Source organism: Marilutibacter maris (assembly GCF_003233695.1).
In the GTDB taxonomy this organism is placed as follows: domain Bacteria; phylum Pseudomonadota; class Gammaproteobacteria; order Xanthomonadales; family Xanthomonadaceae; genus Marilutibacter; species Marilutibacter maris.
In genome coordinates this window covers 3,773,335-3,787,377 of record NZ_CP029843.1, presented here as the reverse complement: position 1 = coordinate 3,787,377, position 14,043 = coordinate 3,773,335, and the positions used below count along the sequence as shown (strand labels likewise).

Sequence of the window (14,043 nt, the reverse complement as noted above, 5' to 3'; positions counted from 1 at the left end):
CATGGATGGTCGGGCCGGACGACCCGAAGCCGGCTCTTTTGCGCCAGGGATGGCCGCGCATCTGCCCGAAGCCGCGAGGCACTGCCTCGCGCCCTGGGCGAACGCCCCGTGCGCTGCGCGGGGCCGGCCAGCAGGGCCGGACTCTTCGATGAGAGCTTCATCGCGGCTCACGCCGCTCCTGCGAGCATCTCATCGGAGCAACCGATGCCGACCGGCATCCGTTGCGGGTGTCGATACCCGCAGCCTCGTTCAGCGCCGCAGCGCCTCGCCGGGGATGTGCAGTTCCATCGACAGCGCGAGGTGGTCGGACAGCGCCGCCGGCAGCGCGATCGCCTCGGCGCAGACCAGTCCGTCGCTGGCGAGGATGTGGTCGATCGCGCGCTGTGGGCGCCAGCTCGGGAAGGTCGGCACCTCGCAGGCCGGCGGTTGCAGCCGGGTCTCGCGGAACAGCCGTTGCATTTCCGGGCGATCGGCGGCGCAGTTGAAGTCGCCCATCAGCACCGCGTGCGGATGGGCATGCAGCAGCTCGGCGATGAAGGCCAGCTGCGAGGCGCGCGACTGGCTGCCCAACGACAGATGGGCGACCGCGACCAGCAGGCCGGTATCGCCGTCCCCGAAGCGGGCCAGCAGGACCCCGCGTCCGCCGATGCGGCCGGGCAGGGGGTGGTCGGTGACCTCGAGCGGCTCCAGCTTGCTCAGCAGGCCGTTGGCGCTGGAGGCGACTCCGCCGACGCGCCGGTTGGGCTGGTGGCTCCAGTAGTCGAAGCCGCCGCGCTGGGCGAGGTAGTGGGTCTGGTTGGTGAACCCCGAGCGCAGGCTGCCGGGGTCGCTCTCGTTGAGGCCGACGATGTCGTGCTCGCCGGCCAGCCGCGCGATGGTATCGAGCGCGCCGCGCTTGTTGCCGGCCGGGAGCACATGCGACCAGCTGCGGGTCGCGTAGTCGCTGTAGCGGCGGGTGCTGGAGCCGGCCTGGATGTTGGCGCTGAGCAGCCGCAGGCGTTGCCGGTCGTTGCTGGACTTCGACATGGCGACGTGACTGCGGCCGCTCCGGTGGTGCGCTTTACTGGCCGTCGGCGCTGGCGGCCGGCTTCATGGCCGCGCGCTCCATCGCAACCAGATGGTCGGCGATGCGCAACTGGTCCTCGTGGCTGCGGCCGCCGATCACCCGGTACTTGCCGTTGACGACCAGGCTCGGGGTGGAGTCGACGCCGCTGCGCATCAGGAACTGGCCCACGCGCTTCATCCGCGCGTTGACCGAGAAGCTGTTCATCGTGCCGGCGAACTGTTCGGCATTGGCGCCGAACTTGACGTAGAACGCGGCGATCTCTTCCGGCTTGGCCACGGTCGGCGGGGTCGGCATGCTGCGCTCGAGGTGGACCGCGCGGAACATCGCGTCATGGGTCTTCTCGAGCAGGTTCATCGAATCGGCGGCATAGAAGGCGCGCGCATACGGCTCCCAGTAGCCGCCGAACGGCGCCGCCAGCGGCACCACGTTGACGTCGGCCGGCTGACGCGCCTTCCAGGCCTTGAAGATCGGCTCGAACTGCGCGCAGTGCGGGCAGGTGTAGCCGAATACCTCGACCACTTCGATCTTGCCCATCGCCGGCGCGAACGGTTGGCCGCCGGCAATCTCGGCGTAGTCGGTGCCCAGCACCGGGGCCGGGCCCTCGGGTGGCGTTACCGGGTTGTCGTTGGCGGCCGCCGGCTGGGGGGCCTCGGTGCCGGCTTCGGCCGAGGCATCGTCGCCGGCAGCGGCTTCGCCGGCCGGTGCGGCGGCGGTTTCGGCCGGTGCGGTGGCGGCTGGCGCGGCGGAGTCGGCCTCCGCGGTCGGGGCGGCGGTCTCGGACGAGCATGCGGCGAGCATGGAGACGAACAGCAGCAGCGGCAGCAGGCCGGTCTTGGCGAGGCCAGTCTTGAAAATCCGGGAGGTCATCAGGCGTTCTCCACAACGGGGGTTCGGGCGGCCCGCGGACATCGGTGGACGATGGCGTGCGCCGCAGCGTGGGGCAAGGATACCGGCCGTGGGCGACGGCCGGGAGGGCAGGGTGGGCAATGTCGGCACCCGGGGCGACGCGATGCGGGGGCGTGGCCGCCTCAGCGCGTGGTCGCCAGCTCGCGTTTCACCAGGGCACCGGCGATCCGCAGCACGTCCTCGAACGAGCGTCCGATGACCCGGTAGCGGCCGTTGACGATCAGGGTCGGGGTGCCTTCGACACCGCTGTCGATCGAGAATTCGCGGGCGGCCGACACCTGGTCGGCCACCGCCTGCGAGGCCATCGCGCCCCGCAGCCGGGTCGCGTCGACGCCCTTGGAGGCATAGAAGGTCACGACTTCGTCGGCGGTCGGGTTGCGCGGCAGCAGCCCCTCGTCGTGGATCGCGCGGAATGTCGCATCGTGGGTGCGCGCCAGGCCGTCGACGGCCTGTGAGGCGAAGAAGGCGGCCGCCAGCGCATCGTTGGGGCTGCGCGGCAACGGCAGGTAGCTGACCCGCACGCGGCGCCCCTGCTTGTGCTTCCACTTCTCCAGCATCGGCGCGAAGTCGGCGCAGTGATGGCACCAGTAGCCGAACACCTCGACCACCTCGACCTTGCCGTCGTTGGGGCCCATGCGCTGGCCGCCGTGGATCTCGGCGTAGTCGACGCCGGGGACCAGGGCCGGTTCGGCGGCCCTCGCCGCGTCGGGCACCAGCGCGAGCGTGGCCAGGGCCAGGGTGAGCAGCCAGGCGGGCAGGAGGGAGCGGTCGGGGCGTGCAGTCATCGTGGCGACCTCGTCATGTAGTCGGAATGGCTTGGAAATCCGGCTGCGTGCCGACCTGCGCAAACGAAAACGCCGACCGCTAGGCGGCCGGCGTGGATGTTGCTGGCGGCGTCACCCGGAACCGTTGCTCGGACCCCGGAAGCGTCCGGGAAGTTCCGCGGCCACCGGGAGCGGCCCGCCGTCAGGCCTCGGCGGCGTCGCCGGCCTCGGTTTCGGGCTGCGCGTCGTCGGCCGGCGCCGGCTCGGTCGCGGCGGGCGCCTCGGTCGAGGGGGCCGCCGGCAGCGCGGTGGCCGGTGCGTCGGCCGCGACGTAGTCGTCGGCGCGCGGGTGCAGGCCCTGCATGTAGCTGGACAGGGCGCCGATTTCCTCGTCGGTCAGCGCGTTGGCGACCGTCGCCATCACGTTGAACAGGTGCGGATCGCGCTCCTGGGTCACGCCGGCACGGTATTCCTCGAGGCGGCGCTGGGTGTAGGCGGCCTGCTGGCCGGCCACCTGCGGGTAGGCCGGACCGGGGTTGCCGGCGCCGTCGGGCCCGTGGCAGGCCATGCAGGCGGGGATGCCGCGGGCCGGGTCGCCGCCGTGGAACAGCTTCTCGCCGACCTCGTAGAACTTCATGCCCTCGTTCGGGCCGCTGGCGACGACGCTGTCGTCGGCAACGCCGGCGCCGGCCTTCTGGGTCGCGTAGTAGGCGCCGATGTCGCGGGCGTCCTGGGCCGACAGCGCGTCGGCGAACGGCTTCATCACCGCGGCCATGCCGGTGTTGCGCTCGCCGCTCTTGAACAGGGCGATCTGGTGCGCGAGGTAGCGCTCGTTCTGACCGGCCAGTCGCGGGTACTGCGGATCGCTCGGGTTGCCGTCGACACCGTGGCAGGCCGCGCAGGTGCCGGCCTTGGTCGCGCCCGCATCGGCGTCGCCCCAGGTGACCTGCTCGGGGGCGGCGTTCAGCGGCGCGGCTTCCACCGGCTCGCTTTCCGGGATCGGGGTGACCGTGGTCTGGGCATAGGCAACGGCAGCGGCCGCCAGGGCGGCGATGCCGATCATGCCGAGGACGCGGGCTTGGCTCATCAGGCTGGGCTCCGAACTTTCTCTGAAGTGGCGGGCAAGTGCTCCGCCGGAACCTCGGAATTATCGTCTGCGGCCGTGGGCGGGTCAACGCGGGCTGAACGGCGCCGGCTTGCGGGGCCTCTCCGGTCGCCCCGTGGCGGACCGTCGGCAGGGCCACGCCCGGCGTGCGATCCTATGGCCATGGCCCATTCCCCCGATCCCAAGCGCGCCGCCAAGCCCGATACCGCGGGCAAGCCGGCGGCCAACCCGCTCGCCCGTGCCCAGTACCTGCTGGCCGCGCATACGCCGGCCCAGCTGCCGCCCGACGGCGGCTTCGAGGTCGCCTTCGCCGGGCGTTCCAATGCCGGCAAGTCGACCGCCCTCAACGCGCTGTGCCAGCAGAACGCGCTGGCGCGGGTGTCCAAGACGCCCGGGCGCACCCAGCAACTGGTCTATTTCAATGTGCCGCCGACCAGCGACCGTTATCTGGTCGACCTGCCCGGCTACGGCTATGCCAAGGTGCCCAAGGACCTGCAGGCGCACTGGCAGGCATTCCTCGACGGCTACTTCGGAAGCCGCATGGCGCTGAAGGGCCTGGTCGTGGTGATGGACATCCGCCATCCGCTGAAGGACTACGACCGGCAGATGCTCGGCTACGCGGTCAGCCGCGGCCTGCCCGCGCACGCATTGCTGACCAAGGCCGACAAGCTCGGTCGTGGCCAGCAGGCCAAGGCGATGCAGGCGGTGCGCAAGGAACTGCAGTCCGCATACGGCGACAGCGTCGGCGTGCAGGTGTTCTCCGGTGCCGCCAAGCTCGGCGTCGACCAGGCGCGCAAGGTGGTGGCCGACTGGCTGGAAATGTAGCGGCGCCGGCCGCGCAAGGACCCGGGGCGGGTGTCGCCGCGCCGGGTCGTCGGGGCATGACGCCGTTGCGAACCTTGCCTACAACGGCCGGATATGGACCTGGAACGCGAGATCGCGCACACCGCCGGCGTCGAACAACTCGATCCAGCCCGGCGGATTGTCGTCGGCGATGAACCAGCCCTGGCCGCCGGCGTAGTGGCTGCCGTTGGGGCCGGGATGGACGCCGCAGTCGCCGTCCTTCGCGGTCAGGGTGAAGGCGTACTGGCCGGGGCCCAGTTTTGCCGGCGAGGTGAACTCGATCATGCGCATGCCGATCGCGGGGGTCGGAATCGAGGTGAACACGTAGCCGGGCACCTTTTCATAGGCCAGCACACTGCCGTTGGGCTTGCCGCCGCTGGTCTTCTCGAGGGTGACCTGGACGATCGCCTTGGGCTGGCAGCTCATCGGCACCATCACGTGGCTGACGACGCCGGCGCGATCGAGGGTGAACGACTGCGCCAGTCGTTGCGACACCGAGCCACCGAGGGCGAGGATGCTGGCGGCGTCGATGTTCGGCTGTTCGGCCTCGACCTCAGGCGGAGGCGCGGCGAGGGCGGACGGGGCCAGTACGGCGATGGCGAGCGCGGCGGCGAGTGCGCCTGCGGTCGGAGCGCGAAGACTCATGTGCGGATCCTCCTTGAATGGATGCAGTCGGTTCGCTGCAGGATGAACATACGTAAGCCGCTGCCGATACCGGCAGTCGCCATCGCGCCCGCATGGGGCGGCAGCGGACATCGGCAGCGCCGCGTGGGGTTCTCCCGCTGGTGGGCCGCAGTGTTCTGCGCGCCGCGCTTGTCGCATCCGGCCCCCCCGCTACACTGCGCAGAGTCCGTGCCCGTACCGGGTGCGGACGCTGTCGTCCGGACCACCGCGCCGCGGTACCGGCTGTTCGCCAATCCGTGGCGGTCGCGTAGCGGCTGCCCGCGCCTTCCGCCCCACGAGGTGCATGTGTCCGGTCCCAGCAACACCAAGGATGTCGCCATCGAGAGCCGACACGATCTGCTCGAATTCCTCAGCACGGGCACCCGGGCCGCCGTCGACTGGGCGATCGGCACCGAGCACGAAAAGTTCGGCTTCCGCACCGACGACCTGCGTCCGCCGACCTTCGACGGCGAGCGTGGCATTGAAGCCCTGCTCAAGGGGCTCGTGCAGTTCGGCTGGGAGCCGGTCACCGAGCACTTGCCGGGTCAGCCGGAACGGGTGATCGCGCTGTCGCGCGACGGTGCCTCGGTGTCGCTGGAACCGGCCGGCCAGCTGGAGTTGTCCGGCGCACCGCTGCAGAACCTGCACCAGACCTGCCGCGAGGCGACCACCCACCTGCGCGAGGTGCGCGCGGTCGCCGAGCCGTTGGGACTGGGTTTTCTCGGCATGGGCTTCCAGCCCAAGTGGCGCCGCGAGGACATGCCGTGGATGCCCAAGGGGCGCTACAAGATCATGCGCGAGTACATGCCCAAGGTCGGTTCGCTCGGCCTGGACATGATGACCCGCACCAGCACCGTGCAGGTCAACCTCGATGTCGCCGACGAGGCCGACATGGTGAAGAAGTTCCGGGTGTCGCTGGCGTTGCAGTCGGTCGCCACCGCGCTGTTCGCCGATTCGCCGTTCACCGAGGGGCGTCCGAACGGCTTCCTGAGCTATCGCTCGCACATCTGGACCGATACCGACCCCGACCGCACCGGCCTGCTCGATTTCGTGTTCGAGGACGGGTTCGGCTATGAGCGTTACGTCGACTATCTGCTCGACGTGCCGATGTACTTCGTCTACCGCGATGGCCGCTACATCGATGCCAGCGGGCAGTCGTTCCGCGACTTCCTGCAAGGCCGCTTGCCGGCGTATCCGGGTCAGCGTCCGCTGTTGCGCGACTGGGCCGACCACAGCACCACCGCGTTCCCCGAGGTGCGGTTGAAGAAGTACCTGGAAATGCGCGGCGCCGACTCGGGGCCATGGAACCGCATCTGCGCGCTGCCGGCGTTCTGGGTAGGCCTGCTGTACGACGCCACCGCGCTGGACGCGGCCTGGGACCTGGTCCGCGACTTCAGCATCGAGGAGCTGCACGCATTGCGCGACGGAGTGCCGCGGCATGCGCTGAAGCTGCCGTTCCGCGGCGGCAGCGTGCTCGACCTGGCCCGGCGCGCGCTGGAGATCTCCGCGCACGGACTCAAGCGACGCGCCAACGTCAACCCCAGCGGTGCCGACGAGAGCGTCTACCTGGAGCCGCTGATGGAGTTCGCCGAGGCCGGCATCACCCCGGCCGAGCGCAAGCTGGAGCTGTTCCACGGCGCCTGGAACGGCAGCGTCGATCCGCTCTTCCGCGAGTTCGCCTACTGAGAGCCGACGGCGCCGTCGCGGCGCTCGTTAGGCGTTGGCAGGCAGCCGCCGCAGTGTCTGGCGGATACGGTCCAAGTAGGGTTTCTGCAGCTTGCGCGCATAACCGGGCAGGCGTCCGGCGCGCGTCAGCGCGGCTTCGCCGATCCCGCTCGCCTGTGCGTGCTGGCCCCAGTCGGCCAATTGCTCGACATAGCAGGCTACCGGCTCGTAGCTGCTGCTGTAGTCGACCAGAGCCTCGAACTCCTCGCGCGCCTTGTCGCGCTCCCCCATCGCCGCGACCGCGCGGGCATAGGTCAGGTGACCGTCGGCGGAACGGTAATCGGGCTTGTCGGCGATCAGCCGGTCGAGCAACTCACGCGCCCGCGGCGCATGGCCGGACTCCAGGTAGGCGCGGGCGAGCTTGACCTGGATGTCGGGATCGTCGGCGTGGATGCCACGCAGCGCGGCCTGGTAGTGCGGTACCGCCTCCGATGCGCGCCCGGTCTCGAGCAGGGCATCGCCGAGCCGCATCCGGCTTTCGGTGGTCGGGCTGTCCTCGAACGCGGTCATCGCCAGGCGCAGTTCGCGATCGGGATCGACCACCTGGCGCACACCGCGGTGCAGCGCCCGGGCCTGCGGCGAATGGCGCTGCTCCGGCAGCCAGATCGCGACCGCGTAGACGATGCTGCCCAGCAACGGGAACATGAAGAGGATGATCAGCCAGTAACGGTCCTGGCCGCTGCGGATCGCGTGGACGGCGAAGAACAACGCGACGACGATGTGCAGACCTATGCCGATGGGCATGACCGGAAGACGCTCGCAGTGGATACCGGAGCGCATCTTCGGCGAACGACGCCGGCAATGCCAGCGTCGCGCCAGGACGCGACGGTCAGCGAGGGCGCGAGCGGCGGCCTATTCCGCGGGTGCCGGGGGAGCCCATCACCATCGACACGCGCACCGTGGCGGCCTGGCCGTTCGCAGGCGGCGCGAAGGTGTACTGCGCCAGACAGTTCTGCAGCAGTTCCGCCGCCTGGGTATTGGGGACGAAGTTCTCCAGCACGGTGCGCCCGGCTTCGCCCGAGGGCAGGATCTCGACGATCCATGACGCCGATGCCGATCCGATCCGGTCGAGCGGCGTGAGGTAGCAGTCCTCGGGAGTGCTGGTCACGCGTATCCGACTGCTGCTTTGGGCCGAAGCGCGCCGGTGCAGGCCTTGTTGGTCCTCGTGTATGCGGCGGGGCAGCGCGGGTCCCTGCTCGGCCAGGTAGGCATCCAGATCCTGGCGAATCAGGCGGCGCGGCGGCGCAGGTCGCGTGAGTCGACGCCATACGAGCTCGGTGCGCGCGAGCAGATGGCTGTTGTAGGCCGAGCGCTGGAAATGCTTTTCGTCCGCGTCGTCGACGTAATCCGCCTGTACCTCCTGCACGAAGTGCAGGTACACCTGGGTCCACTTCATCGCCTCGCGTGCATTGGCATGGCGCATTTCCATTTCGGCCAGGTCGGCGAAGGCCGGCAGGTAGCCCGCCTCCGCCATCGGCAGAATCAGCTCCCGCGCCTTTTCCACGTCCTGTGGGAGGGGGTTGCCGGGCAGGTACGAACCATGTCGATAGAGTTGGCCGAGTGTGTAGCCGAACTCGGGGCATTCGCGCATTGCGGACAGCCGTTGGTAGGCAGTCAACGCCGCGGTGCGTCGCTCGGTCGGCGCATCGGGGTCGAGCAGATCGAGGATGGTGCCTGACGGAAGCGCCGCGTAGGCCGTCTCGCAGGCGTCGCCGCCATCCGGGGGCGTGGCGCCATCGTCGGCGTTGCATACCAGCGGTGCGCCGCCGAGGGCTGCGCACAGCGCGAACCAATGCCACTTCATTGTTCCCGTCTTCCCCTTTCTGATCCCGATGCTCTGGCAGCGAGGCGTCGCGCGCAGCAGGCCGCGGTAGTGCCCACTATCGCATGGGTGGTGACGTGGAGACAGTCCGCACGGTTGTCGGTGGCGACGCCCCGGCGCCGCGGTCAGGGGCGCCGGGAACCGGGTGGTGTACCCGGAATCCGCGCTCAGAACCTCGAGGTCTCCAGGGCCACATCCGCCCATTGCCAGGCGTCACGGAAGCGGCGCTCGGCTTCGGCGGCGGCGCGGGAGTCGCCGCGCGCGCGCTCGGCGGCGGCCAGCCCGCGCAGCGACCAGCCGTTGTGGGGATAGGCGAGCAGGTCTTCGCGATAGGTCGCGGCGGCGGCGTCGGCACGGCCGGCCTCCAGCAGGGCGGCGCCCAGGTACGGCCGCACCGGCAGCGGCCAGTCCGAGGGCTCGTTGTAGTTGAGCCGGCTCTCGGCGGCGGCGGCCTCGGTCAGCGCGGCCAGCCCGCCGTCGCGGTCTCCCGAAGCCAGTGCGAGTTCGCCGCGCAGCATCGCTTCGGCGACGTCGAGCACGCGGTCGGCCGGATTGATGTCCCACAGCACCAGCGTGGTCATGGCCGGGTCCTCGGCAATGCCGCGCAGCGCGTCCAGTTCGGCGGTCGCCGCCCGGTGATCGCCGAGGCGGGTGTGGGCCATGCCGCGGGCGAAATGCCAGATCGCGGTCGGGTAGGGCTGCGAGGCCGGTGGCGAGGCCGCGAGGATCTCGTCCCAGCGCCCGAACCGTACCCGGGTCAGCAGCGGCGCAACGACGAACTGCTGCATGAAGTTCATCTCGTCCAGGCGCGCCAGGTCGGCACGGCTGGCGGTCTGTCCGGCCGCCTGCAGGGCCAGGGTGCTGGAGCCGTGCAGGCCCGCGGTCAGGGTGGCGAAATGCCAGTTGTGCGGGACGTAGCCGAGCGGATAGATGCCGTTGCTGCCGCGGCATACCGACAGGAAGGCGGCGTCGGCGGTGGTCGCGGACAGGTTGCTGAGGGTCGCGTCGTGGTAGCGGCCGACGCGGATGTAGACATGCGCCGGCATGTGCACCAGATGCCCGGAGCCGGGCGCCAGTCCGCCGAGCAGGTCGGCGTAGGGCTCGGCGCGTCCGGGTTCGGGCGAGGCCTCGACCGCATGGATGTAGTAGTGGGCGGCGCCGATATGGCGTGGGTTGCGCGCGAGCACGCCCTCGAATGCCGCCAGGATCGCCGGCGTGTCGCTGTTCGGGGTGCCGTCCGCGTTCCAGTACGCCCACGGCGACAGGTCCATCAGCGCCTCGCCGTACAGGGTCGCGATGTCGTCGTCCTCCGGAAAGCGGCGGTGGGCGTCGGCCATCGCCTCGGCATAGGCGCGATCGAGCGCGCCGCGGTCCGCCGGCGCCGGGTCGGCATAGCGGGTGGCCAGGGCCTCGATCAGGGCGCGGTCGGCGGGACCGGCGCGGTCGGCCAGTGCCAGCGCGGCGCGCGCCAGGCGGGTGGCGTCGGCGGCGTGGGACGGGTCCATCGGCATGTTGATGTTCGGGCCCAGCACCAGGGCCTGACCCCAGATGCAGATCGCGCATCCGGGATCCAGTCGCGCGGCCTCGGCGAAGGCACGGCCGGCGGCCTCGTGATTGAACCCGTAGGTCATCCGCAGGCCCTGGTCGAAGTAGCGCTGCGCGGCGGCGACGTCGCTGCCGGTATCGCGATGCAGGTCGCCGAAGTCGTCGAACAGCGGCGGCGCCCCGGTTTCCGGGCGGGCATCGGGCGCCTGGCAGGCGGTGGCCGCGACCAGGGCGGCCAGGCATGGTGTCAGCAGGGCGGCGATCGTACGCATGATCATTCACCGGTGTGGGACAGCCAACCAGACGTTGTGGACACCGGATCCCGGTCACCGTCCGTCGGATACCGGAGGCGGGCGTCTCGCAGACGGTTGCGGGCGCAACCGACGCGCATGCGATGTTGCAGTGCGGTACGCTCGGCGGATGAGTGAATCAAGCCAGTTGCACGCCGAGTCTTCGGAAGAGCCGTTGCGGATCGTCGAATTCGCATCCACCGACGCGCTGTTGCGCGAGGACGTCAAGACCCTGGGCGCCCTGGTCGGCGAGATCCTTGCCGAACAACGTGGCGACGCGTTCCTGGGCGAGGTCGAGGCGTTGCGCCGCAGCGCGATCCGGCGACGCGAGGCCGGCGCGCCGGTCGACGAGCTGGCCGCTGCGCTGGCCGGGATCGAGCTGTCCCAGGCCAGCGACCTGGTGCGCGCGTTCGCGACCTACTTCCAGGCGGTCAATCTGGCCGAGCGCGTGCACCGGATCCGCCGCCGCCGCGACTACGAGCGCAGCGGCGCCGGCGCGCAGCCGGGCAGTCTGCGCGACGTGCTGGCGTCGCTGGCCGGACAGGGCGTCAGCGCCGAGGAGGTGCTGGAACTGCTGCCGCGGCTGCGCATCGAGCCGGTGTTCACCGCCCATCCGACCGAGGCGGTGCGGCGCGCGCTGCTGGAGAAGGAGCGGCAGATCGTTGCCTGCCTGGTCGACGACATCGACCGCGGGCTGACCCCGGCCGAACGCCGCGCCGACCGCGAGCGCATCCGCCTGGCGCTGACCGCGAGCTGGCAGACCGCCGAGGCGCCGGCCGCCAAGCCCAGCGTCGCCGATGAGTTCGAGCACGTCGGCTTCTATCTGTCGGAAGTGCTGTACAAGGTGCTGCCGGTATTCCACGAGGCCTTCGACGAGGCATTGCGCGAGAACTACGGCATCGGCGACACGCCGTCCAAGGGCATGCCGTCCGGGGATACGCTGCCGCCGCTGCTGGGCTTCGGCACCTGGGTCGGCGGCGACATGGACGGCAATCCCAATGTCGGCGCCGACACCATCGTCGCCTCGCTGGTCGGCCAGCGAGGACTGGTGCTGGCGGCCTACCGCCGCGACCTGGCCGCGTTGGGCGAGCTGCTGAGCCAGTCGCTGCACCGGGTCGCGGTCGACGCCGCGGTGCTGGAGCGCCTGGAGGACTACCGGAAGCGGTTGCCGCTGGCGGCCGCGCGACTGCGTCCGCGCCATGCCGACATGCCGTACCGCAATCTACTCGCGCTGATGATCGAGCGCATCGACCTGACCGTGAAGGAGGCGCCGGGCGGCTACGAGGATGCGGCCGGCTTCCTCGCCGACATCGAGGCGATCGAAGCCAGCCTGCTCGGCAACGGTGGCGAGCACGCCGGACTGTTCGCGGTGCGGCGCCTGCGCCGGCGCGCGCAGTGTTTCGGCTTCCATCTGGCGACCCTCGATCTGCGCCAGGACTCGGCGGTGCACGATGCCGCGCTGGCGGCGGTGTTCGACGACCCGCAGTGGGCGCAGCGCTCGCCGAGCGAGCGCGCCGGACGCCTGCACGGCATCGTCGACGGCAGCGTCGAGACGCCCGCGGTCGAGCCCGAGCCGGCGGCCGCCGTGCTGGCGGTGTTCCGCGCCGTCGCCGAGTTGCGGCCGCGGTTCGGCGCGCGCGCGTTCGGCCCCTACATCATCAGCATGAGTCGCAGCGCCGCCGACGCTCTGGCGGTGCTGGCGCTGGCGCGGGTCGCCAAGTGCACCGACGATGCCGGCGAAGTGCCGCTGGACGTGGCGCCGCTGTTCGAGACCGTCGACGATCTGGCCGCCGCGCCCGACACCCTCGAGGCGCTGTTCGCCGACCCGCTGTACCGCGCCCACCTGGCCGCGCGCGGCAACCGCCAGATGGTGATGCTCGGCTATTCCGACAGCGCCAAGGACGGCGGCATCGTCGCCTCGCGCTGGGCGCTGCAGCAGACCCAGATCGCACTGACCCGGCTCGCCCACGACAGCGGCATCCGGATCGCGTTCTTCCACGGCCGCGGCGGTTCGATCAGCCGTGGTGGCGGCAAGACCGAGCGTGCGGTGATCGCCGCCCCGCGCGGCTCGGTCGACGGCACCCTGCGCCTGACCGAGCAGGGCGAGGTGATCCATCGCAAGTACGGCATCCGCGCGATCGCGCTGCGCAACCTCGAACAGACCACCGGCGCGGTGCTGCGGGCGACCCTGCGGCCGCGGCCGCCGGAACCGCGCGAGGCCGGTTGGCGGAAGATCGCCGCGCAGCTCGCCGCCGACGCGCGCACCCACTACCGCGCGCTCGTCCACGAACATCCGGACTTTCCGGCCTACTTCCGCGCCGCGACCCCGATCGACGTGATCGAGCGGCTGCGGATCGGCTCGCGTCCGGCCAAGCGCGCCAGCGGTGGCGGCGCGCCGGGAATCGGTTCGCTGCGGGCCATCCCCTGGGTGTTCGCCTGGGCGCAGAACCGCTGCGGCCTGACCGCCTGGTACGGCGTCGGCACCGCGCTGCGCACGGCGCTGGACACGCACGGTCGCGATGCCCTGGCCGAGATGGCCCGCGACTGGCCGTTCTTCGGCACCCTCGTCGACGATGTCGAGATGGTGCTGGCCAAGTCCGACCCGGCGATCTTCGAGCGCTACTCGCGCCTGGCCGGCGAGCTGCACGCGACGATGCACCCGGGCATCGCCGAAGAGTTCGAACGCACCCGCGACGCGGTCCTCGCGATCAAGGGCGAGAACGACCTGCTCGCCCACGACCGCCGTCTGCGCCAGTCGATCCGCCTGCGCAACCCCTACGTCGACCCGATCAGCCTGCTGCAGGTCGATCTGCTCGCGCGCTGGCGCGAGGCTGGCAGCCCCGACGACGAGCGCCTGCGCGCGCTGGTGGCAACGGTCAACGGGATCGCGGCGGGCATCCAGAACACCGGGTAGCCGGCGGGGCGGGCAGCGGTCCGGCGGCGCCGGACGCCATCGCTATGCGGCGCAACCGAGGGACGTGCGGTCCCGTCGGTTTCGCGGCGCATCCCGTCGATCCGGAATTTGGACCTCCGCACCGGCGTCCGGATGCGTCGCGGGCGGCTGTGGCCAGCCGCCGCAATCCGCAACCGATCGGGCGGATCGAATCGCCGCTTCCGGGGCCGGATATTCCGGGTGGACGGGGCTTTTGCGTCGATGCCCGGGCATCACGGTCGCTGTGCTATACGTGCGCCGCGACGACTGTCAACAGGGCGTCGCGTCGGCAAGGGGAAGACACTGCATCAGCATGGCTGCGCCGGCCACCGGCCCGGCGCCAGCACCATACGACTGAACGATTGTCGCGCCAAGATCACTT

General features: G+C 70.8%; 11 protein-coding genes. 3 read left to right on the top strand and 8 right to left on the bottom strand.

Annotated features, from left to right (window positions below; genetic code table 11):
- Nucleotides 1–249 precede the first annotated feature (249 nt).
- The 4 genes from C9I47_RS16340 to C9I47_RS16325 all read right to left on the bottom strand — a co-directional run bounded on the left by C9I47_RS16340 (nt 250) and on the right by C9I47_RS16325 (nt 3,823).
- Nucleotides 250–1,026: an endonuclease/exonuclease/phosphatase family protein gene (locus tag C9I47_RS16340; protein WP_111267708.1), complete on the bottom strand. Its 777-nt coding sequence runs from the start codon at nt 1,024–1,026 to the stop codon at nt 250–252.
- Nucleotides 1,027–1,060: 34 nt separating this feature from the next.
- Nucleotides 1,061–1,933, bottom strand: coding sequence for a thiol:disulfide interchange protein DsbA/DsbL (locus C9I47_RS16335; RefSeq protein WP_111267707.1), 873 nt, complete (start codon nt 1,931–1,933; stop codon nt 1,061–1,063).
- Nucleotides 1,934–2,094: 161 nt separating this feature from the next.
- Nucleotides 2,095–2,757 (bottom strand): thiol:disulfide interchange protein DsbA/DsbL, encoded by a 663-nt coding sequence (locus tag C9I47_RS16330; protein WP_111267706.1) that lies wholly within the window; start codon nt 2,755–2,757, stop codon nt 2,095–2,097.
- Between the two features lie 181 nt (nt 2,758–2,938).
- Nucleotides 2,939–3,823 carry a c-type cytochrome gene (locus tag C9I47_RS16325; RefSeq protein ID WP_111267705.1) on the bottom strand — a complete coding sequence of 295 codons (885 nt, stop codon included), beginning with the start codon at nt 3,821–3,823 and terminating at the stop codon, nt 2,939–2,941.
- A gap of 180 nt (nt 3,824–4,003) precedes the next feature.
- Here C9I47_RS16325 and yihA point away from each other — a divergent pair, with 180 nt between their 5' ends.
- Nucleotides 4,004–4,666, top strand: a complete 663-nt coding sequence (yihA, locus tag C9I47_RS16320) for a ribosome biogenesis GTP-binding protein YihA/YsxC (protein WP_111268200.1) — start codon at nt 4,004–4,006, stop codon at nt 4,664–4,666.
- A gap of 78 nt (nt 4,667–4,744) precedes the next feature.
- Here yihA and C9I47_RS16315 read toward each other — a convergent pair whose 3' ends face one another.
- Nucleotides 4,745–5,329 (bottom strand): hypothetical protein, encoded by a 585-nt coding sequence (locus C9I47_RS16315; protein ID WP_111267704.1) that lies wholly within the window; start codon nt 5,327–5,329, stop codon nt 4,745–4,747.
- 357 nt (nt 5,330–5,686) lie between these two features.
- Here C9I47_RS16315 and C9I47_RS16310 point away from each other — a divergent pair, with 357 nt between their 5' ends.
- Nucleotides 5,687–7,033, top strand: coding sequence for a glutamate--cysteine ligase (locus C9I47_RS16310; RefSeq protein WP_407067529.1), 1,347 nt, complete (start codon nt 5,687–5,689; stop codon nt 7,031–7,033).
- Nucleotides 7,034–7,060: 27 nt separating this feature from the next.
- Here the strand turns inward: C9I47_RS16310 and C9I47_RS16305 are convergent, their stop codons facing one another.
- The 3 genes from C9I47_RS16305 to C9I47_RS16295 form a co-directional block, all read right to left on the bottom strand.
- Complete coding sequence (locus C9I47_RS16305) at nt 7,061–7,816, bottom strand: tetratricopeptide repeat protein (RefSeq protein WP_190238545.1); 756 nt, start codon at nt 7,814–7,816, stop codon at nt 7,061–7,063.
- A gap of 85 nt (nt 7,817–7,901) precedes the next feature.
- Entirely contained in the window at nt 7,902–8,876 is a 975-nt protein-coding gene (locus C9I47_RS16300; protein WP_111267702.1) for a hypothetical protein, read from the bottom strand.
- A 185-nt stretch (nt 8,877–9,061) separates the two neighbouring features.
- Nucleotides 9,062–10,711, bottom strand: a complete 1,650-nt coding sequence (locus C9I47_RS16295) for a hypothetical protein (RefSeq protein ID WP_223250189.1) — start codon at nt 10,709–10,711, stop codon at nt 9,062–9,064.
- Nucleotides 10,712–10,859: 148 nt separating this feature from the next.
- Here C9I47_RS16295 and ppc point away from each other — a divergent pair, with 148 nt between their 5' ends.
- Nucleotides 10,860–13,643 carry a phosphoenolpyruvate carboxylase gene (gene ppc, locus C9I47_RS16290; RefSeq protein ID WP_111267700.1) on the top strand — a complete coding sequence of 928 codons (2,784 nt, stop codon included), beginning with the start codon at nt 10,860–10,862 and terminating at the stop codon, nt 13,641–13,643.
- The last annotated feature ends 400 nt before the right edge of the window (nt 13,644–14,043 follow it).